Annotated in this window: 15 protein-coding genes; 3 read left to right on the top strand and 12 right to left on the bottom strand. The window is 41.7% G+C overall.

What is annotated here, in order from left to right; genetic code table 11:
* Window positions 1-5: 5 nt before the first annotated feature.
* Together DXB43_RS11625 and DXB43_RS11620 are read right to left on the bottom strand one after the other, a co-directional pair.
* Complete coding sequence (locus DXB43_RS11625; RefSeq protein WP_117840929.1) at window positions 6-1,676, bottom strand: glutamine--tRNA ligase/YqeY domain fusion protein; 1,671 nt, start codon at window positions 1,674-1,676, stop codon at window positions 6-8.
* Between the two features lie 101 nt (window positions 1,677-1,777).
* Entirely contained in the window at window positions 1,778-2,638 is an 861-nt protein-coding gene (locus tag DXB43_RS11620) for a hypothetical protein (protein ID WP_117840928.1), read from the bottom strand.
* Between the two features lie 250 nt (window positions 2,639-2,888).
* Here DXB43_RS11620 and DXB43_RS11615 point away from each other — a divergent pair, with 250 nt between their 5' ends.
* The 3 genes from DXB43_RS11615 to htpG all read left to right on the top strand — a co-directional run bounded on the left by DXB43_RS11615 (window position 2,889) and on the right by htpG (window position 10,428).
* Window positions 2,889-7,136, top strand: coding sequence for a 2-hydroxyacyl-CoA dehydratase (locus DXB43_RS11615; RefSeq protein ID WP_117840927.1), 4,248 nt, complete (start codon window positions 2,889-2,891; stop codon window positions 7,134-7,136).
* A 7-nt stretch (window positions 7,137-7,143) separates the two neighbouring features.
* A complete protein-coding gene (locus tag DXB43_RS11610) occupies window positions 7,144-8,100 on the top strand; it encodes a glycosyltransferase family 2 protein (protein ID WP_117947632.1) in 957 nt (318 codons plus the stop codon).
* 216 nt (window positions 8,101-8,316) lie between these two features.
* Complete coding sequence (gene htpG / locus DXB43_RS11605; protein ID WP_117947631.1) at window positions 8,317-10,428, top strand: molecular chaperone HtpG; 2,112 nt, start codon at window positions 8,317-8,319, stop codon at window positions 10,426-10,428.
* A gap of 98 nt (window positions 10,429-10,526) precedes the next feature.
* On the opposite strand, the gene DXB43_RS11600 is transcribed toward htpG, so the two are convergent.
* The 10 genes from DXB43_RS11600 to DXB43_RS11555 form a co-directional block, all read right to left on the bottom strand.
* A complete protein-coding gene (locus DXB43_RS11600; protein ID WP_117947630.1) occupies window positions 10,527-11,516 on the bottom strand; it encodes a peptidylprolyl isomerase in 990 nt (329 codons plus the stop codon).
* A 47-nt stretch (window positions 11,517-11,563) separates the two neighbouring features.
* Window positions 11,564-12,967, bottom strand: a complete 1,404-nt coding sequence (locus DXB43_RS11595; protein ID WP_117947629.1) for an NAD(P)/FAD-dependent oxidoreductase — start codon at window positions 12,965-12,967, stop codon at window positions 11,564-11,566.
* Between the two features lie 17 nt (window positions 12,968-12,984).
* The gene (locus tag DXB43_RS11590) at window positions 12,985-13,245 is read right to left on the bottom strand and encodes a glyoxalase (RefSeq protein ID WP_117947628.1); all 261 of its coding nucleotides are present in this window, start codon (window positions 13,243-13,245) and stop codon (window positions 12,985-12,987) included.
* 18 nt (window positions 13,246-13,263) lie between these two features.
* Window positions 13,264-13,869, bottom strand: coding sequence for a Maf family protein (locus DXB43_RS11585; protein WP_242994193.1), 606 nt, complete (start codon window positions 13,867-13,869; stop codon window positions 13,264-13,266).
* 532 nt (window positions 13,870-14,401) lie between these two features.
* On the bottom strand, window positions 14,402-18,019 hold the full coding sequence (gene addA / locus DXB43_RS11580; protein WP_117947626.1) for a helicase-exonuclease AddAB subunit AddA: 3,618 nt from the start codon (window positions 18,017-18,019) through the stop codon (window positions 14,402-14,404).
* A gap of 3 nt (window positions 18,020-18,022) precedes the next feature.
* The gene (gene addB, locus DXB43_RS11575; RefSeq protein ID WP_117947625.1) at window positions 18,023-21,451 is read right to left on the bottom strand and encodes a helicase-exonuclease AddAB subunit AddB; all 3,429 of its coding nucleotides are present in this window, start codon (window positions 21,449-21,451) and stop codon (window positions 18,023-18,025) included.
* 1 nt (window position 21,452) lies between these two features.
* Window positions 21,453-22,463 (bottom strand): LacI family DNA-binding transcriptional regulator, encoded by a 1,011-nt coding sequence (locus DXB43_RS11570; RefSeq protein WP_117947624.1) that lies wholly within the window; start codon window positions 22,461-22,463, stop codon window positions 21,453-21,455.
* 44 nt (window positions 22,464-22,507) lie between these two features.
* Complete coding sequence (locus DXB43_RS11565) at window positions 22,508-23,101, bottom strand: ribonuclease H1 domain-containing protein (protein WP_117947623.1); 594 nt, start codon at window positions 23,099-23,101, stop codon at window positions 22,508-22,510.
* Between the two features lie 191 nt (window positions 23,102-23,292).
* Window positions 23,293-23,835 (bottom strand): DUF3877 family protein, encoded by a 543-nt coding sequence (locus tag DXB43_RS11560; protein WP_117699316.1) that lies wholly within the window; start codon window positions 23,833-23,835, stop codon window positions 23,293-23,295.
* Window positions 23,836-23,929: 94 nt separating this feature from the next.
* Window positions 23,930-24,805: a hypothetical protein gene (locus DXB43_RS11555; RefSeq protein ID WP_117699317.1), complete on the bottom strand. Its 876-nt coding sequence runs from the start codon at window positions 24,803-24,805 to the stop codon at window positions 23,930-23,932.
* Window positions 24,806-25,131: the final 326 nt, after the last annotated feature.

Genomic DNA, 25,131 nt, shown 5'->3' with positions numbered 1-25,131 from the left:
CCGCTCTACTGCTGAGCTGGCAGTTTATAAGAACTCTTTAGTGAAACGATGCGGTTAAATACCAGTGCATCTTCTTTTGAATCTTTCGCGTCTACACAGAAATATCCCTGTCGTACAAACTGGAAGCTGTCATATCCTTTTGCATCTGCAAGACCTGGCTCTACATAGCACTCTTTTAATACGGTAAGAGAATTCGGATTTAAGTTCAGGCTTCCGTCTTCGTTATATACGCCCAACTCTTCGTCCACAATATTCTCGTATAATCTTACTTCTGCTTTCACTGCGGTTGGTGCTGCTACCCAGTGAATGGTTCCTTTTACCTTTCTTCCATCCGGGCTGTTTCCGCCTCTGGATTCCGGGTCATAGGTACAGTGAATCTCTGTCACTTTTCCGTTCTCGTCTTTTACAAAGCTGTTGCATTTCACAAAATATGCATGCATCAGACGCACTTCGTTACCCGGGAACATACGGAAATATTTTCTCGGCGGTTCTTCCATGAAATCTTCTCTGTCAATGTAAAGTTCTCTTGCAAATGGAACTTTACGGCTGCCGAGAGCTTCATTTTCCATATTATTGACCACATCAAAGTATTCTATCTGGTCTTCCGGATAATTGTCAATGATAACCCTAATTGGATCTAATACTGCCATCACGCGGGAACGTTTTAATTTCAAATCCTCACGGATACAATATTCTAACATAGCATAATCTACCGAACTGTTTGCCTTGGAAACGCCGCACAGCTCTACGAACATTTTAATAGACTCCGGTGTAAAGCCTCTTCTTCTCAAAGCGGCAATGGATACCAGACGCGGGTCATCCCATCCATCTACAATATGTTCCTCTACCAGCTTCTTAATGTAACGCTTACCGGTTACCACATTGGTAAGATATAATTTTGCAAACTCAATCTGCTTTGGTGGATTCTCATACTCTAACTCACGGACAACCCAGTCATATAAAGGTCTATGGTCTTCGAATTCCAGCGTACAGATAGAATGTGTGATTCCTTCAATGGCATCCTCGATTGGATGTGCAAAATCATACATCGGATAAATGCACCATTTATCCCCTGTATTCTGATGAGTCATATGTGCCACACGGTAAATAACCGGGTCACGCATATTCATATTTGGAGAAGCCATATCAATTCTGGCACGCAATACCTTTTCACCGTCTGCATACCTGCCATCTTTCATTGCTTCAAACAGTTCTAAGTTCTCTTCTACACTTCTACCGGCTGACGGATCTTCTTTTCCCGGCTCCTTTAAGGTTCCGCGGTACTCGCGCATCTCTTCTGCGCTTAAGTCAGAAACATATGCTTTCCCTTTCTTAATCAGTTTTACAGCTGCTTCATACATCTGATCAAAATAATTGGATGCAAAAAACAATCTGTCGCCCCAATCCGCACCCAGCCATTTAATATCCTCTTTGATTGACTCTACGAATTCGCTTCGCTCTTTGGTCGGATTGGTATCGTCAAAACGCATATTAAATAAGCCGTTATATTCCTGTGCAAGTCCATAATTTAAAAGAATAGATTTGGCATGTCCGATATGCAAATAGCCATTTGGCTCCGGTGGAAATCTGGTATGCACCGTTTTGCAATGTCCTTCTGCTAAATCTTTGTCGATAATCTGCTCAATAAAATTCTTGGAGACAGCTTCGTTTTCCATTTTGTCTTCCTCCTGGGTTCGTTTCTTCGCTAATATATCTATTATAAAGTCAAACGTCCGCTAAATCAATAACGATTTTTGGAGTTCCGTCAAAATGTTGTCTAGCTGTGCTTAATATGCTGATGGGTAAACAGATGATCCTGACAATATTCGTAATTGCCATCGCACTTGGAGCAGAAACGGAATTCCAGGTTTGGATCATCCAGCTCGGTTCTTCCGCAGACTGCACATTTATGCTTTGTCACCATGCCGCCTCTCCTCGGCTCCCGCATCTGAGCCTTAAATACCTGCTTCCGGTGAATTTCCTTCGGGGATACCCTTCTGTAATTTCTGGTAGACAGGAAGAAAATCAGGAAATTTAAAATAGACATAATGATAGCAATTCTTCCGCCCCAGCTGGTTAAAATCAGATTAATCGCAATCAGTACTGCATATACCACTGCCATCCACTTCATTTTTACCGGAATAATAAAGAACAGTAAAATCTGCATTTCCGGATACATGACCGCAAAGGCAAGGAATATGGTCAGATTGATATAATTCGTAGTGAAAGTAAGGCTTGAAATCAATGAAATTGTTTCTAAGCTTCCTGTTCCGGCTGCTGCATATATTCCATATAAAATAAACGCTCCGATTACGGTAAATAACATTCCGCCGAAAATATAAACATTAAAACGGAATGTGCCCCAGCTCCGTTCCAGTGCAGAACCAAGCTGATAATAAAGAAGCGCCATAATCAGCAGTGAGAATACTCTGGTGTCTGTCGGCATCAGAATCCAGGTAATCAGTCTCCACACCTGTCCATGCAGAATGTGATAAGGGCTTAAGGTCAGCATCAACATAAAGTTCGGATTTACCGTATAAATCACAAATCCGATGCAATATGCTGCAATCAGATAAATCATCAGATTCGGGATGGCGTATTTTCCAATTTTGCGCTCCATTTTATTCAAAAAATTCATATTACACCTCATATTTCATAAATTAGTTTATTGCAATCTGTCTACTATTATAGAAGTATCCCCAAAGATTTGTCAACGACACTAGGACTTCTTCATAAAAATTTCAGATTCACCACTATTTCTAAACAATCCATAAATTCTTTTATTAGGAATTGTTTTTTGAAAAATACTGTCGTATAATGGATTTTGTTTTGGAATTTATGAAACACATTATTAATATGAAGTAACAGACTAATACAGGGTGATTATTATGGAAAACAAAAATCTTAACAAACTGGGAATAGACATCGGTTCCACAACCGTTAAAATTGCTGTTCTTGGAAAAAATAACGAGCTGCTGTTTGCAGACTATGAAAGACATTTTGCCAATATCCGTGAAACCTTAACGGATTTATTAAAAAAGGCATTTGATAAGCTTGGGAATTTAAAGCTGGCACCGATGATTACCGGTTCCGGCGGACTTACCCTTGCCAAACATCTTGGCATTCCGTTTGTGCAGGAGGTTATTTCCGTATCTACTGCCTTACAGGACTATGCGCCACAGACTGACGTTGCCATTGAGCTTGGTGGTGAGGATGCCAAAATTATTTATTTTGAAGGTGGTAATGTGGAGCAGCGTATGAATGGTATCTGTGCCGGTGGTACCGGTTCCTTTATTGACCAGATGGCATCTTTGATCCAGACAGATGCATCCGGTCTGAATGAGTATGCCAAAAATTATGATGCCATCTATCCGATTGCTGCACGATGCGGTGTATTTGCAAAAACCGATATCCAGCCATTGATTAATGAAGGTGCTACCAGAGAGGACTTATCTGCTTCTATTTTCCAGGCAGTCGTAAACCAGACCATCAGTGGTCTTGCCTGTGGAAAACCAATCCGTGGTCACGTTGCTTTCTTAGGTGGACCACTACACTTCCTTTCTGAATTAAAGGAAGCTTTCATCCGTACCTTAAAACTGGATGATGAACACATTATTGCACCGGAAAATTCCCATCTGTTTGCAGCCATTGGTTCTGCATTAAATTATAAAGAAGATGTCACTTACGATTTATCCGATATTTTAGACAAATTGTCTTCTGATATTAAAATGGAATTTGAAGTAGCCCGTATGGAGCCTCTTTTTGCAACCCAGGCTGACTATGACGCCTTTACTGCCCGTCATAACGGACACAATGTAAAGACAGCGGACCTTTCTACTTACAAAGGAAACTGCTATCTTGGAATTGATGCCGGTTCCACCACAACCAAAATTGCACTGGCAGGAGAAGACGGTTCTCTTCTCTATTCTTTCTATAGCAGCAACAACGGAAGTCCTTTGGCTACTGCAATCAAATCCATCAAGGAAATCTATTCCTTATTACCGGCGGATGCACATATTGTACACTCCTGCTCCACCGGTTATGGAGAGGCTTTATTAAAAGCTGCCCTTATGTTGGATGACGGTGAGGTAGAAACCGTTGCCCACTACTATGCAGCGGCATTCTTTGACCCGGATGTAGACTGTATCTTAGACATCGGTGGTCAGGATATGAAATGCATCAAGATTAAGAACCAGACCGTTGACAGTGTTCAGTTAAATGAAGCCTGCTCTTCCGGATGCGGTTCCTTTATCGAGACTTTTGCAAAATCATTAAATTACAGTGTGCAGGATTTTGCCAAAGAAGCTTTATTTGCTGAAAACCCGATTGACCTTGGAACCCGTTGTACCGTATTTATGAATTCCAAGGTAAAACAGGCTCAGAAGGAAGGTGCAAGTGTTGCTGATATTTCCGCCGGTCTTGCTTATTCCGTTATCAAGAATGCTCTTTTCAAGGTTATCAAGCTTTCCGATGCAAAGGATTTAGGTGAGCATATCGTAGTTCAGGGTGGAACCTTCTACAATGATGCGGTACTCCGGAGCTTTGAAAAAATTTCCGGCTGTGAAGCAGTAAGACCTGATATTGCAGGAATCATGGGTGCTTTTGGTGCTGCTTTAATTGCAAGGGAGCGTCATGAGGAAGGTTACCAGACTTCCATGCTTTCCATTGATGAAATCAATGCACTGACCTTTGATACCAAGCTGACCCGCTGTCAGGGATGTACCAACCACTGTCTTTTAACCATCAACCGTTTCTCCGGCAACCGTTCCTACATTACCGGTAATCGTTGTGAACGTGGACTTGGCAAAGAAAAGAATAAAGAAAATATTCCAAACCTTTTTGAATATAAGAATGAACGGCTTTTTGCTTATCCTCCACTGAAGAAAGAAGAAGCCACCCGCGGAACCGTAGGACTTCCGAGAGTATTAAATATGTATGAGAATTACCCATTCTGGGCAACCTTCTTTGCAGCTTTAAAATTTGAAGTAGTACTCTCTCCACAGTCAACCAGAAAGATTTACGAGCTGGGTATTGATTCCATTCCAAGCGAGTCCGAATGTTATCCGGCCAAACTTGCCCACGGTCATGTATCCTGGCTGATTCAGCATCAGGTAGATTTCATTTTCTACCCATGTATTCCTTATGAAAGAAATGAATTCCCGGATTCTAACAATCACTACAACTGCCCGATTGTTACATCCTATGCCGAAAATATCAAGAATAATGTAGATGAAATTACTTCAGGTCAGGTTCGTTTCTTAAATCCGTTTATGGCATTTACCAACCTTGACGTTCTGACCGAGCAGTTAGTACATACCTTTACCGAAGAGTTCTCCATTCCGGCAGAAGAAATCAAAGCTGCCGCGAGAACTGCATGGCAGGAGCTTTCCAATGCCAGAGAGGATATCAAACGCAAGGGCGAAGAAACTTTAGCATATTTAAAAGAGACTGGGAAACGTGGTATTGTACTTGCCGGCCGTCCATATCATGTGGATCCGGAAATCAACCATGGTATTCCGGAACTGATTAATTCCTATGGTCTAGCTGTACTTACAGAGGATTCCGTAGCACATCTCCATGAAGTAGAGCGTCCGCTTATCGTTATGGATCAGTGGATGTATCACTCCAGACTGTATGCTGCAGCAAACTTTGTAAAGACACAGGATAATCTTGATTTAATCCAGTTGAATTCCTTCGGTTGTGGATTAGATGCCGTTACAACAGACTGCGTCAATGACATTCTAAGCAAATCCGGCAAGATTTATACCTGCCTGAAAATCGATGAGGTAAATAACTTAGGGGCTGCAAGAATCCGTATCCGTTCTCTTCTTGCTGCTATCCGTGTCAAAGAAAAACGTCAGGAAAAACGTACCATCGTTCCTGCTAACTTTAACCGTGTGGTATTTACCGAAGAAATGCGTGACAGTTACACAATTCTCTGTCCGCAGATGTCACCGATTCATTTTGAACTCTTAGAGCCTGCTTTCCAGGCTGCCGGATATCATCTGGTTGTACTTGATAATGATAACCGCGACTCTGTGGATGTGGGATTAAAATATGTAAATAACGACGCCTGCTACCCTTCCCTTATGGTTGTCGGTCAGATTATGAGTGCTGTTATGTCCGGAAAATATGACATGACAAAGACTGCAATTTTAATCTCACAGACCGGTGGTGGATGTCGTGCCAGCAACTATATCGGATTTATCCGCCGTGCCTTGGAAAAAGCCGGTTATAAAGACGTTCCGGTTATTTCCATCAACTTAAGCGGCTTAGAGAAAAACCCTGGCTTTAAGTTCACACCACAGCTTATCCAGCATGGTCTTTATGCCTTAGAGTTTGGCGATATTTTCATGCGCTGTCTCTACCGCACCAGACCTTATGAGGAAGTACCTGGTTCTGCCAATGCACTTCATGAGAAATGGAAAGAACGCGTCATTGCATTTATTTCCAGGAAGGGCTTTGTCTCCCACCGGAAATACAAAAAGATGTGCCGTGAAATCATCCGTGACTTTGACCGCCTTCCGATGAAGGACATTAAGAAACCTAAAGTTGGTGTCGTTGGTGAGATTCTGGTTAAATTCCTTCCAGCCGCAAATAATTATCTGGTAGACTTACTAGAGGCAGAAGGTGCTGAGGCTGTTGTTCCTGACCTTACCGACTTCCTGCTCTACTGCTTCTATAACCAGAACTTTAAAGCAGAACACCTTGGCATGAGCAGGAAATCCGCAAGAGTCTCAAACCTCGGTATCAAATTCTTCGAATGGCTCCGTTCCGCTGCCCGTGACGAATTTGAAAAGAGTGAACACTTTGATCCGCCTGCCCACATTGAAACACTAGCAAAATATGCTTCTGAGATTGTATCTCAGGGTAACCAGACCGGTGAAGGCTGGTTCTTAACCGGCGAAATGTTAGAGCTGATTCATACCGGAACCAATAATATCGTATGTACACAGCCATTTGCCTGTCTGCCAAACCATGTGGTTGGTAAAGGTGTTATCAAGAAGCTGCGTCACCAGTACCCTCTTTCTAACATCGTGGCTATCGACTATGACCCGGGTGCCAGTGAGGTTAACCAGTTGAACCGTATCAAACTGATGCTCTCTACTGCCAACAAGAACCTTGCAAAGGATTGATTCTTTTATGCAAACAATGACGATTATTGTACCCTGCTATAACGAAGAAGAAGCACTTCCGTATTTTTACGAAGAGATCTCAAAAATCAGACAACAGCTTACAGAGATTTCTCTTAAGCTGCTGTTTATCAATGATGGCTCAACGGACAATACCCTTGCCATCCTAAAGAAGCTTGCTTCTTCCGATAACAGTGTATATTATATTTCCTTTTCCCGTAATTTTGGAAAAGAAGCGGCTATTTATGCCGGTCTGAGAAATTCAACCAGTGATTATACTGCCATTATGGATGCAGATTTACAGGATCCGCCTTCCCTGCTTCCTTCGATGCTTCATGCCATCCGGGAAGAAGGCTATGATTCGGTTGCCACACGACGGGTAAACCGCAAAGGAGAACCGCCTGTCCGCTCTTTCTTTGCCCGGATGTTCTATAAGCTTATCCGCAAAATGTCCGATACAGATATCGTAGATGGTGCCAGAGATTTCCGGTTGATGAACCGTCCTTTTGTGGATGCGTTGTTAGAATTAAATGAATACAACCGCTTTTCCAAGGGGTTATTTGGCTGGGTCGGTTTCCGTACCAAATGGATTGAATTTGAAAATACAGAGCGGATTGCCGGAGAAACCAAATGGTCTTTCTTCCAGCTGGTCCGCTACTCCTTAGACGGAATGATATCCTTCTCTACAGCTCCGTTGAAGCTTGCATCCTTTACCGGAATGTTTATGTGTATCATTTCCTTCCTTGCCATTATCTTTATTATTGTAAGGCAGCTTTTATTCGGTGGCTCCGCTTTCGGCTGGCCGTCCATGGCATGTATCGTTATCTTTATCGGAGGTATCCAGCTTCTGTGCATCGGAATCTTAGGTTCCTACCTTTCCCGCACTTATATGGAGGTCAAAAAACGGCCTATTTATATCTGCAAGGAAAGCAATTTAAGCCCAGATAAAGCTGTTAAATCTGAATGAAAAAATGATTAAAAAGAAAGTTTATAAACTTTTAAGAAATCCGCAACGTCCAATAAATACTGGTGTTGCGGATTTTTGTTAGCACTCTTTTTTAAAGAGTGCTAATTTTCTATTGACTTTTAAATTTGCAAAGTATAATATTTCTATTAGGATTTGTAGTCTGACACTACAAAATAAAACAAGAAATTATATAGAGAAAGAAAAGGAGTGTTTTAAATGAGTAATAAACATGGAAATTTATCAATTAGCAGCGATAACATTTTTCCGATTATAAAGAAATGGATGTATTCCGATCATGATATTTTCTATCGTGAACTGATTTCCAATGGCTGTGATGCCATTACCAAATTAAAGAAGCTGGAAATGATGGGAGAATATACCCTTCCAGCCGATTATAAGCCTGAAATCCACGTTATTGTCAACCCGGACGATAAAACCCTTACCTTCATTGATAACGGTCTTGGAATGACCGCTGATGAAGTAGAAGAATATATCAACCAGATTGCATTCTCCGGTGCTACCGATTTTCTGGAGAAATACAAAGATAAAGCCAATGAAGACCAGATTATCGGTCATTTCGGACTGGGCTTCTATTCCGCTTTCATGGTTGCAGATGAGGTTCACATTGATACCCTTTCTTATAAAGATGGTGCTACTGCTGTTCACTGGGAATGCGATGGCGGTACAGAATTTGATATGAAAGACAGTGACCGTACCGAAGTCGGCACCAAAATTACTCTTTTCTTAAATGAAGATGCTTTGGAATTTGCCAACGAATATCGTGCAAGAGAAGTCATTGAGAAGTACTGCTCTTTCATGCCGGTACCAATCTATCTGACCAAAGCAAATGCTGAGCCACAGTATGAGACCATCAAACCGGAAGATAAATTAGATACCGATACTGTCATTGAAACAATCGTTGAAGAAGCAAAAACTGAAGAAAAAGAAAATGAAAATGGCGAAAAAGAAGTCGTAGAAGTATCTCCAAGGACCGAAAAGCTTAAGATTTTAAAACGGCCGGTTCCATTAAATGATACAAACCCACTTTGGACTAAGACTCCGAGCGAATGTACCGATGAAGAATACAAAGCTTTCTACCGTAAAGTATTTATGGATTATAAAGAGCCTTTATTCTGGATTCACCTGAATATGGACTATCCATTTAACTTAAAAGGTATTCTGTACTTCCCGAAGATTAATACGGAATACGATTCCATCGAAGGAACTATTAAATTATATAATAACCAGGTATTTATCGCAGATAACATTAAGGAAGTGATTCCGGAATTCTTAATGCTCTTAAAGGGCGTGATTGACTGTCCTGACCTTCCGCTTAATGTTTCCCGTAGTGCCCTGCAGAACGATGGCTTTGTAAAGAAGATTTCCGATTACATCAGTAAAAAAGTTGCAGATAAATTAATCGGTATGTGCAAGACCGAAAAGGAAAGCTACGAAAAATACTGGGATGACATCAGCCCATTTATCAAATTCGGCTGCTTAAAAGATACCAAGTTCTGTGACAAGATGAATGATTACATTCTCTTTAAGAACTTAGACGATAAGTACCTTACTCTTCCGGAGCTTCTGAAAGAAGACGAAAAAGCAGAAGAAAATACGGAAGGAAATACCGAAGATACAAAGGCTGAAGATACCGCTTCAGACAATGCGTCTGATGCTGATAAGACCGCTGATACTGCTTCTGACTCAGACGAAAAGGATGAAAGAAAACCGATTTACTATGTTACCGATCCGGTTCAGCAGGGACAGTATATCAAGATGTTCAAGGAACAGGGCATGGATGCAGTTATCTTAAATCACAATATCGATACCTCCTTCATCAGCCAGTTAGAGCAGCGTAATGAGAAATTCAAATTCATGCGAATCGATGCAGACCTTACCGATTCCCTGAAAGAAGAAAATGCTGAAGAGACTAAAGAGACTGAAGAAACACTGTCCAAAGTATTCAAAGATACTTTAAAGAATGATAAGCTTACGATTAAAGCTGCCAAACTGAAAAATCCCGACATTGCTTCTGTTATTACTCTCTCCGAGGAAGGCAGACGTATGCAGGATATGATGAAAATGTATGCCATGAATGGCATGGGCGGTATGGATACTTCCATGTTTGCGGCAGACCAGACACTGACCTTAAATACCAGTCATCCTCTGGTCCAGTACATCTTAAATCACAAAGATTCCGAGCATGTACCAATGTTCTGTCAGCAGCTTTACGATTTAGCTGTTTTAAGCAACCAGCCATTATCCGTAGATGCTATGACAAAATTCATCCAGCGTAGCAACGATATCATGATGCTGCTGGCAAAATAAAAGTTCAAGAAGAACTACCCAAAAGGGAATCTGATTTTCATCAGATTCCCTTTTATAGTTGCCAGCGGCAGATTCTGTAGATTTTTTCTACTATTGTTCTACTCTTCTAACTGATAATACTTATCCAGCACTTCAAAAAAACTGTTGGTGGTTATGGTTCCGTCTGTTTTAAGTTCCAGTTCATCCCAGACTTTTTCATTGAGGCTTGAAGATAAATCTGCCACAAAAGCGTCATATTCGTCATTAAATGCTTCTTTCTCACGTTTTTTAACAATCTTATCCTTATTTGCATCCGTCAGCTCCTGATTGAATTTATTGATGCACTTGATAAAATAATAACCATCCTCTGTCGCAATGTTTCCTGATATTTCATCATCATTTAAGTTAAATGCAATATCCTCTACTTCCTTTGGCATCTCATCTCTTCCAAAGGTAATATCAATCTGGACAGCCTCATTATAATCTGCTGCTACTGTCCGGAAATCCTCTCCATTTGCCAGTCTGGATGCCACCTCTCCTGCACGGTTCTGATCCTTTACATAAATCTGCTGTGCTTCCATGACCCTTGCCTCATCATCACTGACTTCCTCATTGACACCGGTTGTTAAAGATGTATACACCTTGCTTGCCAGTGCATAATTCTCATAGAGTTTCTCTATGGTTGCCTCACTGACATCCATATAACTTTTTTCCTCTTCATTCAATGACTCATAATATTCTTTTGCAGCCAGCTTCAGATTGGTCTTTTCCTCTTTACTTAAAGTAATTTCCTTCTGCTCTGCCAACTGGTCCATGCAGATTACCCGGGTCATTTCCGATAATGTAACGTCCTTCACATACTGCTCTAAATCATCGGTCTGATACTGCTGTTTCCACAAATCGATTCCATAGACATTTCCATATAGATTCTGGTAGTTACAAAGATATACCTTGGCTTCTGCCAAAGATACCTTTTCATGCTCTATCTTAAAAACTTCATTAGCAGATAAGCCTGTTGTAAATACAATGTCAGTTTTCCCAAGACTGCATCCACCAAGCAATACGGAAATGCTTAAGACCACTGCGGCAATTTTACTCTTTCGTCCCATGAATTTTCTTCCTTTTCTTATTCGAAAACCAATTCTTTGGTATGTTTTTATGCTTCAAGACTCTTTAATATACTTCTTGCCACGCTGATTCCGTTTGCAGATGCCTGCTGTAATCCTCTGGTTACGCTTGCACCATCACCGATGGCACGCAGACCTTTAATGCTGGTTTCAAAATCTTTGCTGACAACAACTTTATTGGAATAGAATTTTACTTCTACACCATAAAGTAATGTTTCATCACTGGCAATACCAGGTGTAACCTTATCCAGTGCCTCTAACATTTCTTCGATATCTACCATAATACGATGTGGAAATACCAGTGATAAATCTCCCGGCACTGCATCCTTTAAGGTTGGAATCAGATTGTTTCTCGCCAGGCGTTCCTCTGTAGTTCTTCTGCCCCGCTTAAAGTCACCAAATGTCTGTACTAAAATTTTGCCATCACAAAGCATGTTGGAAAGCTGTGCAATCTGCTTACCATACTCAATCGGAGTCTTAAATGGCTTGGTAAAGTTCTTGGATACCAGCAATGCAAAGTTGGTATTATTTGTTTTCATATCTTTCGACTTGTAAGCATGTCCATTTACAACCGCAAGTCCGTCATCATAATATTCGGTTGCTACTTCACCGGATGGGTTTGTGCAGAAAGTACGCACTTTATCGTCAAAGGTTGGTGTATGATAAACGAGTTTTGCTTCATAAAGGTTTGTATTTAAGAAATCCATAACCTCATCACGCACTTCCACACGGACACCGATATCAACCGTACCTACCTTGGTTTCAATCTCTTTTTCCTTACAGATATGTGAGAACCAGTCTGCGCCTTCACGTCCTACTGCAGAAATGATTTCTTTCGCATAATATGTATCTCCCTTTTCTGTTACAGCACCGGTTACGACATTGTTTTCTACCAGAATATCCGCTACCATGGTATTAAAGAGAATCTCCACACCAAGGTCTAACAAATGCTTCTGCAGACGTGCATAAATCTTATATCCTTCTTCTGTTCCAAGATGACGAATCGGACACTCGATTAATTTTAAGTTGGCATTGATTGCTTTTCTGCGAATCTCGCGGATTTCTTTTTCCTTATCTACACCATAAACATTGGTGTCTGCACCAAATTTCAGATAAATATCATCCGATTCTTTAATTAAGGATAATGCTTCTTCATATCCTAAGATTTCCGGCAGATTGCCACCTACATCCGGTGATAATGATAATTTACCATCCGAAAATGCTCCTGCTCCGGCAAATCCTGTTGTAATCGAACACGGCTGACATCCTACACAGACCTTTGTCTTACGCTTCGGGCACTGGCGTTTCTCAATGCTTCTTCCCTTTTCTATCATGAGAACCTTTAAATCCGGTCTCTTTTCCTTTAATTCATAGGCACAGAAAATTCCGGACGGACCTGCACCGATAATAATTACATCATAGTTATTATTCATATAAAATCCCCTTTCACTTATGCTTCCACAACCAGATATCTGCCATCCGGCAGTGAAAAAACTTCTTCTGCTTCTTCAATTTCATGATTGCTCATTCCGGATACATCCGCACCGCTTTCGTCTAAGAACTGTTTTACTTCTTTGATGCTGTCACAGATAACTGCCATACAGTCCTCTAAAAACGCTTCTGCCTCCTCTAAACTTTCTGCCACATTTTCATCAAATAACTGTGACTGATGTTTTAAAAAGTAATTCAGACATACCTCATCATATTCCATTTATTCTTTCCTCCTGTTTTATGAAAATTTATATACATCAATACCTAATTGTTTCAATTCCTGATAAATCCGGGCAATCGGCAGACCTACTACATTATTGTAATCACCTTCGATTTTTTCGATAAACGCAGCTGCTTTTCCCTGAATTCCATATGCACCTGCTTTATCCATTGGTTCCCCGGTATCTATATAGCGGTTCAGTTCCTCATCTGTAACCGGATACATGGTTACTTTCGTACATTCATAAAAACTGTATTGTACTTTCTTTCCATCCTCCCGCATCCAAAGTGACACTCCGGTATAGACTTCATGGGTGCTGCCGGAAAGTCCCTTTAACATTGTAAAAGCATCCTCCCGGTTCTTCGGTTTACCCAGCACTTTGCCATCCTTTACCACGACGGTATCTGCTCCGATTACCAGACTGTCCTGTTCTCCTACTTTGGCTTCTATCATCTTCTCATAAATCTCTCCCGCTTTCTGCTTTGCCAGATTCATGACAATCTCAGAAGGCGTATCTCCCACCTGCTTTTCTTCTCCCTGTGCCGGAAATACCAGAAAGGTAAGTCCAAGCTGCTCTAAGAGTTCTTTTCTTCGTGGGGAAGCTGATGCTAAAATTATTTTCACGTTTTTTCTCCTTGTGTTCCAGTATATTATAAGTGAGTGGATGAAAAAGTTTACCGGAAAAGGTTTCGTTTGGAGAACATTTGCTTTTTTCATTGAAATACCAGTAGTTCTTAGGCGTATGTTTTCCTTGATGATAAACTGTCTTTCCGTTGCTTGGACTGACACGTCGCACTGTCCGTTGTCTGCGGATACCGCATACGCCTGTAAGGGGCACTAAGAATTTCGGCTAATATATGAACTTCGTCTGGCAACCGGCACAAATTCACATCCGTGTTCATCTGTGCCTCGCTGGTACATCCCTGTACCAGCGTTGCCTGGTTGCAGACGAAATTCTAAGTGCCCCTAACAAGCCTATTCATGTATCCGCAGGCAGCGAACCGTGCAATGTGTCTGTCAAACATTGGAAAGACTGTATTTATAGAAAAAAGGAAAACATATGCCTTAGAACTTCGGTATTTCAATGGGCAAGCAAATGCCTTCAAACAAAAGCCTTTCCTATACAAACTTTTTCTCCTTCATCACTTATGACACCTTATACTTCAATTGCCTGATTCAGCCGGAAGGAATAAAGATACTTCTCCTTCACCGGAAGCGGAAATATCCGTTCTAACGCTTCTGCATATAAATCCAGCTGTTCTTTATACATATCCCGCAGCCTTGTGGCACTATCTACCCGGTCTGTCTTATAATCAAGCAGTACGATTCCATCTTCTTCCACCCAGAAAACATCTATGATTCCCTGGATTAAAACCATCTCTTCTTCCATCTCATGATTTCCCATGACAAACGGCTTCTCGCGGAACAAATCATCCCGCATTGCAGCTGCTTTCATACGGGGTGCAAGCTGCGATTTTAAGAATAATTCCACGGATGGTATACGGATTAATTTTTGCATATCCTCAGATACTTTACCCATTTGTACCAGTCCTGTCAACTGCTTTTTTATATTCTCTGCAAATTCATCGGAACGATCCGGCATTTTCGTAAAATCATAGCATTCCATCAGACGATGCATTGCTGTTCCACGCAGTGCTCCCTGATTTACTTCTGCTTTTCCTTCCATAAATGCCGGGACATATGGGGTAGATACTTCTTCTAAGAATTTCGGTGTAACATCCTCTTCTTCCTTTGCTGCAAGCTCCCTCATTGCCCGGTGTTTTAATTCCGATACAGAATATTTTGTCACCAGATGAATGGCATCCGGGTGCGGATACTGATAGGATAACTGTTCCTTTATCTTTTCATACAGAGTATCCGAAACTTCCTCCGCCTGCTGCACACGCTGGCTCAATGACACATGCTCTGTTATCTGATGCGCCGCCTCGTCCTCTAACATGCTCCATGGTGTCACATAGGAAACCTTGTCCCAGCTGCCACTGGCGGCTGCCGCCGGAAGAATCCACTCCAGGAAGGTCTTTGCTTCTGCCCGCTCCTTAAAATTAAGTGCTTTTCGGTTACTTCCGCAATAAATTTCTCTTATCTGCTGCAGCATTTCTTCATCCTTGATGCAGCCCGTTATAATCAATTTTTCTTTGGCTCTTGTAAATGCCACATATAAGACACGAAGCTCCTCACCGAGACTTTCTAATTCTGTCTGCCTTGCAATTACCTTCTTAAAAAATGCAGGTACTTTTATCCGCCGGTCTTCCTCTATAATATCAAGTCCAACACCAAGGTTCGGATGCAGAATCATCTTGCTGCGGCTATCCTGCTTATTAAAGGATTTGCCCATTCCACTGACAAAGCAGACCGGAAATTCCAGTCCCTTACTCTTGTGTATACTCATTATATTTACTGCATCTTCATTTTCACCCACAAGTTCTGCTTCCCCAAAGTCCACATCATACTTCTGCAGCTCATCAATGTATCTTATAAAATGATAAAGTCCGCGATAACTGGTTTTCTCATAGGCAATAGCTTTCTCTGACAGCATATGAAGATTTGCAAGTCTCTGTCTGCCCGCCGGCAATGCCGATGCATATCTGGCATATCCCGTTTCCTTCAATACCTTTTGCAGCAGTTCGTGCATTGGTATATCCATGGTCTGTCTACGAAGTTTTTTATATGTTTCGGAAAAACGTTTTAATTTTGCCCGCATGTCTTCATCCGCTGTTGATTCTTTTTCTGTCAGTTCTTCTTCCGCTTCCAAAAACATCTTTACACACTGATGATACGGCTTGTCCTCTGCCAGTAACCGGAGTCTTGCAAGCTGCTCATCGGAAAGACCTGCCATTGGGGATTTTAATACTGCTGCCAGTGGAATATCCTGTCTTGGATTATCTAATATCCTAAGATAATTTAATACCGTCCTGATTTCTAATGTGGAAAAATATCCGGTTCTTGAAACCGTATGTGCCGGAATTCCATTGGCATTTAAAACCTCTGCAAAAAGGTCCGCCCATTCACTTAAACTACGCAGTAAAATTACAATATCGCCATAGCGGACTTTCCGGAATTCTCCGGTTTCTTCGTCTACCACCTCTTCTTTGCCTACCATCTTCCGAATCCGGTCTGCAATTAATTTTGCTTCCAGTTCCTGTTTTGAAATCTGCTGTTTTGTTCCCTCTTCCAGTTCCTGTGTAGTTGTAAGAAGAATCTCACTGTCAAAAGCATCCTCTTTCTCGCCCGCCGGATAATCTGCACCACAATACAATGCCGCCTCATCGGTATAATCCACACCGCCAAGATTCCGTTTCATAATCTGATAGAAAATATCATTGGTAAAAGTAAGCACGCTGTCTCTGCTTCGGAAGTTCTTATGCAGATCAATCCGCTGGCAGGGTGCATCTGTTGTCTCATAAGTATCAAACTTTTCCATGAAAAGCTCCGGTCTCGCCAGACGAAAGCGGTAAATACTCTGTTTTACATCTCCTACCATAAAAAGATTATTCTGTCCGACCACTTCTCTTGAAATTGCCCGGAGAATCGTCTCCTGCACATAGTTGCTGTCCTGATACTCATCAATCATAATTTCTTCATAGGCATTTTGAAATTCCTTTGCAGTCTCCGTTGGTTTCCCGGTCTCTTCCTCTACCAATATCTCTAATGCAAAATGCTCAAGGTCTGAGAAATCCACCAGATTTTTATCCTGCTTTCTTTCTGCGAAAGCATCGATAAAACGCTCCGTCACTTCAGCTAACGCTTCTGCTGATGGCTGCACCAGAGTGAGCTGCTCCAAGATTTCCTGAAAAGTAAGGGCAAAGCAGTCACTTTTTAACTTTCCGATTCCATCCTTAAGCTTCTTACGTTCTGCCTTTACCTGCTCCTGCTTTTCCGGACTTCCGATATAATCCTTTGCTCTTCCTAATGTTGCAAATTTACATTTTCCTAATTCTTCATAAAAATCCTGATAAGTACTGCAGGAAAGCAGATCCTCCATCAGCTCTACATCCTGCTCACAGGCGTCCTCATACATGTAAGGACCGTCTGCGTCCTGACAAAGCTCAAGATAATGCTCTGCCTGCTCTAAATAGCCCTTTACCATCTGCTTCCCATATTCTACCGTCATTTCAATAAAAGGCGCCTGTTCTAATTCCTGCTCTGTTTTTATCTCATAGCAGCTTAACGCTTCCCGAAGCCACTGCTTCGGCCATGGATAACTCTGTGCATAGGAATAAAGTTTAAAAATCATATCCCGCACCGGTGCATCACTTCTACTGGTTCCATAACAGGAAATGAGATGCAAAAAACCCGGATGTTTTCCTTCATAATACTGTTCAAACAATCCGGTCATTACATCTTCCCGAAGAAGCTTTAACTCGCCTTCATCTCCAATCCTGAAATTCGGCTCCAGACCGATTTCATGAAAATGATTCCGAAGCACATAAAGGCAGAAACTGTCTATGGTAGTAATCTGCGCATTCTGCACCAGTGCAGCCTGCTGCTGTAATCTCACATCGGAAGGATTCTCCTGCAATGCCTTTTCCAAGGCTTTTGCTACACGCTCTTTCATCTGGGCTGCCGCCGCATTGGTGAAGGTTACCACCAGAAGATGGTCAATATCTACCGGATGCTTCTTATCCAATACCAGCTCTTTGATTCGCTCTACCAGTACAGCTGTCTTTCCGGAACCTGCTGCCGCAGACACTAAGATATTACGGTTTCTTAAATCAATGACCTGCTGCTGTTCTTTTGTCCATGTCATTCCCATTTCTTAAAAAACCTCCTTCATGCGTTCATAGATTTCCTCGGAAGATAATTCTTCCAACCGCCTTACTTCATATCCCGGAATCTTTTTATCAAATCCACAGACCGCAGCATATGGACAATAATCACAGCTGCTCCGGTTCTTTAAAAGATACGGATTCACCTCTGTATTTCCCTTTAAAATAGCATTTCCAGCTTCTGCAATCCGATAGCTGGCATAATCCGCAATCAGCCTAAATTCTTCCTTGTCCACAGCCTTATCGCTCTTTCGCACCGTTCCGTCCTTATTTACAGAAATCGGAAGAACATTGGATTTACCGGAAAGTTCCACATCCATGGCACGGTAAATATCATCCTCTGTATTTACCACTCCATCCAGACGTAAATTTTCCAATATCTTTCTTCGAATCTCTTCTTCAGATTCACTACCGGTTCCTTCCACCATCGGATCATCAATATGATAGTAGAACATACCTGCCGGCACTATCTCTTTTGCCGGATTTTGCTTTGCAAATAATTCCATGGCTGCATTCATATAAACCACAAGCTGAAGCTTCAGGCCATGATACAGAGATAGCAGTTCAAAACCGGTATTACCGGATTTATAATCAATAATCTTTACATATAACTTATCTTTGTCTTCATAAGTATCAATACGGTCAATTCTTCCCTGGAGCCGCATATGCTCTTCTTCACTGAGTTTAAAATTCACTGCATTTAAATCATCCGCATAGGAAAATCCCACCTCAAACTGCGATGGTTCAAATTTTCCCTGACGAATCTGGCTGGTCAGTGCCCAGATGGTCCGTGCAAAAATCTTTTTCATCTTTGCTACCTGATAACGGTTTGCCGCTGTATCTGCCATGGCTGCATTTCCACTGGAAGCAATTGCTTCTTCCATTGCCCGCTCCATAAGCTGTTTTTGTGCTTCTTCTGTAATATCAAACCAGCTAAAGGATGATTCTTTCAGATACCGGCTATAATTTTCCAATGCCTGATGATAGATATTTCCCATATCCGCCATACGGAATTCAAAGAGTTCCCGTTCCCGTAAACGCAGTCCATAAGTCAGGAAATGGGCACAGGCACAGGCTGCATACTGTTCCAGCCGCGTAACACTGTTCTTTAACTCATTTCCATAAAGAGCCTTTGCCACAGCCCGGCTGATTGGCTCTGCATGATATTTAAGCTCTGCTGCATCAAGAATAGCTTTTACCTGCTCCTGATATGCCGGTTCCTCTTCATACCAGTGCAGCAAAGCCTGCCAGAGTACTTCCTTCTCATCATTCCACCCGGCATCTTCCTGATACAGTCCCTCTAACAGAAATGCCATGCTGCTCTCCGGTGTTACCAGTGTTTCATCAACCTGTTCTCCCGTTATCAGCTCTGCTTTTAACCCCGGGAACAGTCCCTCTATCATATGAATAAAATAGGACGGGCGCTTTGCACTTCCATCACTGCCTACCCTTGCATAGGTAAGATAAAGTTTTTTCGATGGCTTTGTCACTGCAAGATAAAGGTAAAAACGCTGGATAAAGACACGTTCCCTTGCTGTAGGAGCCAGTTCCATATGTTTTTTTGCAAGTTCTTCTCTTTCCAGCTGGGAAATGATGCCGCCACGATTATCGGATTTTGGCACAATACCATCATTGACTCCCACGATAAATAATACTTTTATATCATCAAGACGGGTTCTTTCAATATCACCAATCATCACGCAGTCATAGCCACCCGGAATCACGCCTACTTTGGCAGCTTCAAAGCCAGCCTCTAAGACCTTGGCATATTCGGATATGTCCATGACTTCATCACCCAGAAGCGTTGCCATCTTATCCAAAATATCCATTACAATGCGATAAATCTGTGCATATTCCTTTGCCTTGGCTAAGTCCTTCGCCTCTTTATACTGATTCTCCCGGTATTTTAACTGCTGCTCTATCTGTAAGGACACAATAAACTGATAGAGTGCTGTCGTGCATTCCCGTACGGTAGCACCTTTTTTATGAAATACAGCCGTCAATTCCGAAAATGGCTCCATTACACGGATCCGGAGTTCATTTAAAGCTTCTAAATCTTCTTCCGCAACCTCATGGGTGGTATAAATAAATCTTGCCTCCCATTTTTTCTTTCCACGGATGCCTGCTGCCAGTACATAATTTTCCAGCAGGTCAATCTCATCCTCACTGATTTGGGATAATCCACAGCGCAGATAACGGAACATTGCTTCCTCCGAAAAATTGTCCTCGATTACCTGCAAAAGAGACCGGACAAATTCCAAAAATGGATGCAGTAAAATATTTTTCGTTGTATCTAAGAAAAACGGAATGCCAAACTCCTCCATAATCTGCGGCACATAGCTTCCATACTCTTCTATGGCACCGGAAATAATGGCAAAATCCCGGTAGCGGTATGCTCCGGTATGCACCAGCCTTGCAATCTCTTCTGCTGCATACTGCAGTTCTCTTCTTGGATTTGGCAGGGATAAAATCTCTATGCCTTCTTTGATTTCTTTCTCATCCTTCTTTTCGTAGCTATGATGTCTGGTACGGAACAGATTCTGCTCTAAGAACCGTAGTACCGGTGCCTCCCGGAACCGGTCAGCTTTGGGATTCTTTAATACCACCGGCTCTGTTACTTCAAAATGCTTCTCTTCCGCCATTTTCATTAGGCTGGCTACAGTCTTCTTACTCATGGCAAACAGCTCCTGCATATCATGATAGGAATAAATATCCTCTGCCGGGTCAATGGTTACTGTCACATATATATCTGATACAATTCCCATCAGGCGGTATAGCACGTTATTCTGAATCGGTGTAAATCCGGTAAATCCATCGAAAACCAGCACGGCATCCTGTAAAAGCTTTGATTCCTCTGCCATATCACAGAAGGCTTCTAAAACTTCTTCAGCAGTAATATACATCCCGGAAATTGCACTTCGAAAGCCCCGGTACATGGTCAGGATATCCTGCAGTTTATAGGAAAATGCCGGTGGCATATTCTGTTCTTCAATAAATGTTTCCAAAGTATCCGGATCGATATTATACTGTGTCAGCTCTGATATCAGGGACTTCACTTCACTGATATATCCCATCTTTTTCATATTTCCCTGCATGACGCATAAATCATCCATCCGCTCTTCGGCAACCTTACGCAATACAAGGTTTTTCCCGGTCTCCTCTAAAACTGCCATATTCGTCTTTCCTAATTCATCGAAAATACGATATGCCAGTCGCTGGAAGCTGACCACATCTATATTCATAATACTGTTTTTTTCCTGTAACCGAACAAGTTCACGCTGCGTCTGCATCGTGAACTGTTCCGGTACTACTACATAATAATTTTTCTTTAAATTCTTCTGAGCTTCTTTGACTGTTTTGCGGAATACATAGCCTGACTTTCCGCTCCCAGCACTGCCCAGCACAAATTGCAGTGCCATATCAGATTCCTCCTACTGATTCTCCTACCAAAAGTTCTCCATTGATAATCACACGCTCCACCAGCGTTGTCTTAGGCTGCTCGATTCTCTGTACCAGACGTTTTACGGCCTCTTCCCCAATCTTTCTGGTGTTCTGCCGTATAGTCGTAATCTTTGGACTCATCATCTGGGATACTTTTGTTCCATCAAAACCTGCAATAGAAATATCATCCGGTACTTTTAGTCCCATTTCATCAATTACATTAATCCCACCAATTAATGCTGTATCATCCGGGTAGAGAATACAGGTCGGCGGGTCAGGCAGATTTAAAAGTTCCCTGGTTGCCTTTGCCACAAGCCTGGTATCTAAATATTCTCCTTCCTTTAAGTAGTCATCCGGAACATTCAGATTAAAGCTCTCCATTGTCTGGAAAAAGCTGGTCAGACGATCTCTGGTAACAGCCGAATGTTTTTCCCCATAAATGTATGCAATTTTCCGGTGTCCCTTGGAATAAATATAACGTACCAGTTCATTCATCCCTTTTACATTATTAGAAGAAACAACCGTGCAGTTGTGATATACATAATCTACAGTAACAATCGGAATATTACTCTGCAAAAGTTCCTGTACCTCCGGTTCATCAAACCTGGCACACACAATTCCAACTCCGTCAAAATTCCGGTATTTGCAGTGTTCAAGATATGACATCTTATGATTCACATGCTCATTATTAATAAAAGTGATATCATAGCCTAATTCTTCCGCCTTTTCTTTAAATCCATTTAAGATGCCAGAGAAATATTCATGGGTAAGCCCTCTTCCGGCCTCCTCTTTAAAAAGTACTCCTAAGTTATAAGAACGGTTCGTCTTTAACGCCCTTGCTGCCGCATTAGGAAAATACCCCATCTCCTGTGCTGCTTCCTTAATCCGTATCCTGGTCTTCTCTCCAATATCGCTATGTCCATTCAACGCTTTACTTACTGTTGCCGTTGAGACACCACAACGCTTCGCTACGTCCTTTAATGAAACCATTTCTTTCCTCCTGTTTTATCCCCGTATCCACTCTTCTGCAGATACTATAGCTCAATTCCGACTGCCTCTTTTGCCAGCCGGTCTGCTTCTTCATTTCCTTCTACTCCTGAATGCCCTTTTACTTTTACAAAATGAAGTGTAATTTTATCCTTTATGCCCTGAATATAGTCATAATAAGCAATGGTTCCTTTCTTATTCCGTTTCCATGCTCCTGTTGCCCACATTTCAATACCCATATAGTCATAATATATCGTAAGCTCTGCCAGTCCAAGCTCCACTGCCTTCTCAATGGCAGCCATGCTTCCTAATACTTCTCCTGCCACATTACGCATGGATGCCATTTCTTCTTCCGAGCCTGAGCCTTGCAGCACTTCTTTTTTCCCATCTGCCATCAGAAAGCCGCCATATCCGTATACCTTCGTTGCAATATTATAAGATCCATCCACAAAGGCATAATTTTCCGGCTCTTTTTCTACTGTCTGATGCTTCTGACCGATATATTCTTCTGCCGCTTCCCTTGTTGGAAAGCTTTTAAACTCTGCTCCCGGAAAACCATCGGTCTGCTGCTTACACATATCCCAACTCATATAAATACCCGGTTTCTTTCCTTTTCGGACTGCATAAAACTTTGCTGCCATTCTTCTTCCTCTTACTATTTTTTATTTCTGTGAATTTTCTTCTTTTCTTAACTTACATCATTAGTTCTATTTTACCATTTTTCCCTTCGAATGGCTAGGACAAGCTTATGATTCGTAACGATATTTTCCTCAAAAATGATTGTATACTGCAATTACTCTGCTTATTTTCTTTTGCATTTTTTCTTCCTCGCTTACTCTATGTTGTCAGAAAACAAATCCCGGTAATCCTCCGGCATAAAACGATGATAGATGATATGGCAGCCTTCGTCCTTAAAGCAATAATAATAGGAATCCTCTCCGCTTTCAAAATAAATGAAATAGTCAAAATCCTCTGTCTCAATTTTCTCAAAATGTATCTTCTCGCCGGTTCCTAAGAACAGCTTATGGATATCCTCTATGGTGCAAGGATGTGTCTGCAGCAGAGCCACCAGCTTTTTAATAAAAGAATTTCCACTTCTTTTTTCATGCACATATTCCGTGCCTTCTTCCGGCACTACAAAACAAAAGCGGTCCTTGTTTCTGCTGATTTCTACTCTGCCAAGTCGTATTCCTGCTGCTTCATAAAATTCTTTTTCCAATTCTTCCGTTGATTTTCCACCCACTTCTTCTCCTAAGAAATGTTTTAAGGAACTTAAAGGATAATATAACCGGATTTTTTCTTTCCGGTATCCAAGCTTTACCTGCTCCTCCTGTATGAAATCCATAATTCCTTTTTCTAATCTGCTATAATCCATTGTATGCTCCTTTAAACGTGGAAAAACAGAACCACCTTTCGACGATTCTGTTTCATGCTGATACAAAGTAAGCTTTGCCCACTTTGCTCAGTTTCTATTCTGCATTGATATACTCATAATCCCGGTCTAACTCAATTGCCACACTTCCATCATTGATTGTGCCATCATATGTATGTGCTTCATCTGTTCCAAGACCCTTTACAATTCCATTTTCATATTCTTCTGCGGTACGCTGTGTCTGTAATACGAACAGCAGTCCCTTATATTCTGCCGGTGCTGTTACTTTATAAGTCTCTTTTATTTCATAGTAAGTCACCATCGGATACTCACTGCCATCCTCTACCATCCAGTCACCAAATGTTGTCTCTGTATCTTCTGTGGCTGCCACCTGATATGTTGTGCCGGCACAAGCCACTTCTGCCATCATAGCCATGGAACTGTCTGTTGCAGCTACATGCTGCGGCAACACCATTCCGGTAGTTGCATCCACGAGGCTGATGTCTTCATATTCGATATAAGCTTCTGCATCCGTCTGTATGCCATTCCACGGAATCTTTGCAGATAAAGTAACCGTATAAACTGTATTTCCTTCTTCGTCTGCCTCAGTACGATTCCAGCTTATCTCATACTCCGCCTGATTTAAATGATTGGTAAAATCAGATGCCTGCACAAAGGTCTCACCATCCATGGTTCCTGCCATATTGTATACATTGACATTTTTTATCACAGCGGTATTCTCTTCGGTTTCCATTTTGTGCTGATACATACCGGATAAAACATACCAGGTATCTTCCTTAAGATTTCCCTGTGCCTCTGTCTCCGTCTCTGTGGCATGGAGCCCTTCCACTGCTTCTGTTTCTGTATTTCCTGCTGCTTCCTTGTCTGTATCTTTCTCCTTTGGTCCGCATCCATCCAGCATTCCTAATACGACAATGCAAATCAAAGCTGCCGCCCATATTTTCTTCTTCATTTCCTGCTCCTTCACTCTATCCATAACACAATATATTCATTCTTATCCCCGCATGCGATTGGTTGCACACGGACTTTACGATTATACCGTAGATGAAGGGGAAGTGCAAGGAGTTAATAGAAAGATAATTGTGGTATATACTCTGTAGTTATATTTAGCAAAAAACAGCCACCAATCGTTAGATTTGAAACCTAACTTTTGGTGGTGGCACACAATAACCTCTCCTGTATTACTTTTATATTATTCTTTATAAATTATTCCAATATATTCCCATAATAATTTTGGGCTAACTTAAAAATCGTATTGAGATGATTCTTTCCCTTCAT

It is taken from the genome of Roseburia sp. OM04-10BH (assembly GCF_003462605.1).
GTDB lineage: Bacteria > Bacillota > Clostridia > Lachnospirales > Lachnospiraceae > Roseburia_C > Roseburia_C amylophila.
The sequence above is the reverse complement of the archived record's forward strand: the minus strand, read 5'-3'. Positions and strand labels throughout refer to the sequence as shown.

What these genes read in the sequence shown, in the direction of transcription:
- DXB43_RS11625 (WP_117840929.1), bottom strand. Translation starts at nt 1,676, where the DNA reads ATGGAAAACGAAGCTGTCTCCAAGAATTTTATTGAGCAGATTATCGAC.
- DXB43_RS11620 (WP_117840928.1), bottom strand. Translation starts at nt 2,638, where the DNA reads ATGAATTTTTTGAATAAAATGGAGCGCAAAATTGGAAAATACGCCATC.
- DXB43_RS11615 (WP_117840927.1), top strand. Translation starts at nt 2,889, where the DNA reads ATGGAAAACAAAAATCTTAACAAACTGGGAATAGACATCGGTTCCACA.
- DXB43_RS11610 (WP_117947632.1), top strand. Translation starts at nt 7,144, where the DNA reads ATGCAAACAATGACGATTATTGTACCCTGCTATAACGAAGAAGAAGCA.
- htpG (WP_117947631.1), top strand. Translation starts at nt 8,317, where the DNA reads ATGAGTAATAAACATGGAAATTTATCAATTAGCAGCGATAACATTTTT.
- DXB43_RS11600 (WP_117947630.1), bottom strand. Translation starts at nt 11,516, where the DNA reads ATGGGACGAAAGAGTAAAATTGCCGCAGTGGTCTTAAGCATTTCCGTA.
- DXB43_RS11595 (WP_117947629.1), bottom strand. Translation starts at nt 12,967, where the DNA reads ATGAATAATAACTATGATGTAATTATTATCGGTGCAGGTCCGTCCGGA.
- DXB43_RS11590 (WP_117947628.1), bottom strand. Translation starts at nt 13,245, where the DNA reads ATGGAATATGATGAGGTATGTCTGAATTACTTTTTAAAACATCAGTCA.
- addA (WP_117947626.1), bottom strand. Translation starts at nt 18,019, where the DNA reads ATGGGAATGACATGGACAAAAGAACAGCAGCAGGTCATTGATTTAAGA.
- addB (WP_117947625.1), bottom strand. Translation starts at nt 21,451, where the DNA reads ATGGCACTGCAATTTGTGCTGGGCAGTGCTGGGAGCGGAAAGTCAGGC.
- DXB43_RS11570 (WP_117947624.1), bottom strand. Translation starts at nt 22,463, where the DNA reads ATGGTTTCATTAAAGGACGTAGCGAAGCGTTGTGGTGTCTCAACGGCA.
- DXB43_RS11565 (WP_117947623.1), bottom strand. Translation starts at nt 23,101, where the DNA reads ATGGCAGCAAAGTTTTATGCAGTCCGAAAAGGAAAGAAACCGGGTATT.
- DXB43_RS11560 (WP_117699316.1), bottom strand. Translation starts at nt 23,835, where the DNA reads ATGGATTATAGCAGATTAGAAAAAGGAATTATGGATTTCATACAGGAG.
- DXB43_RS11555 (WP_117699317.1), bottom strand. Translation starts at nt 24,805, where the DNA reads ATGAAGAAGAAAATATGGGCGGCAGCTTTGATTTGCATTGTCGTATTA.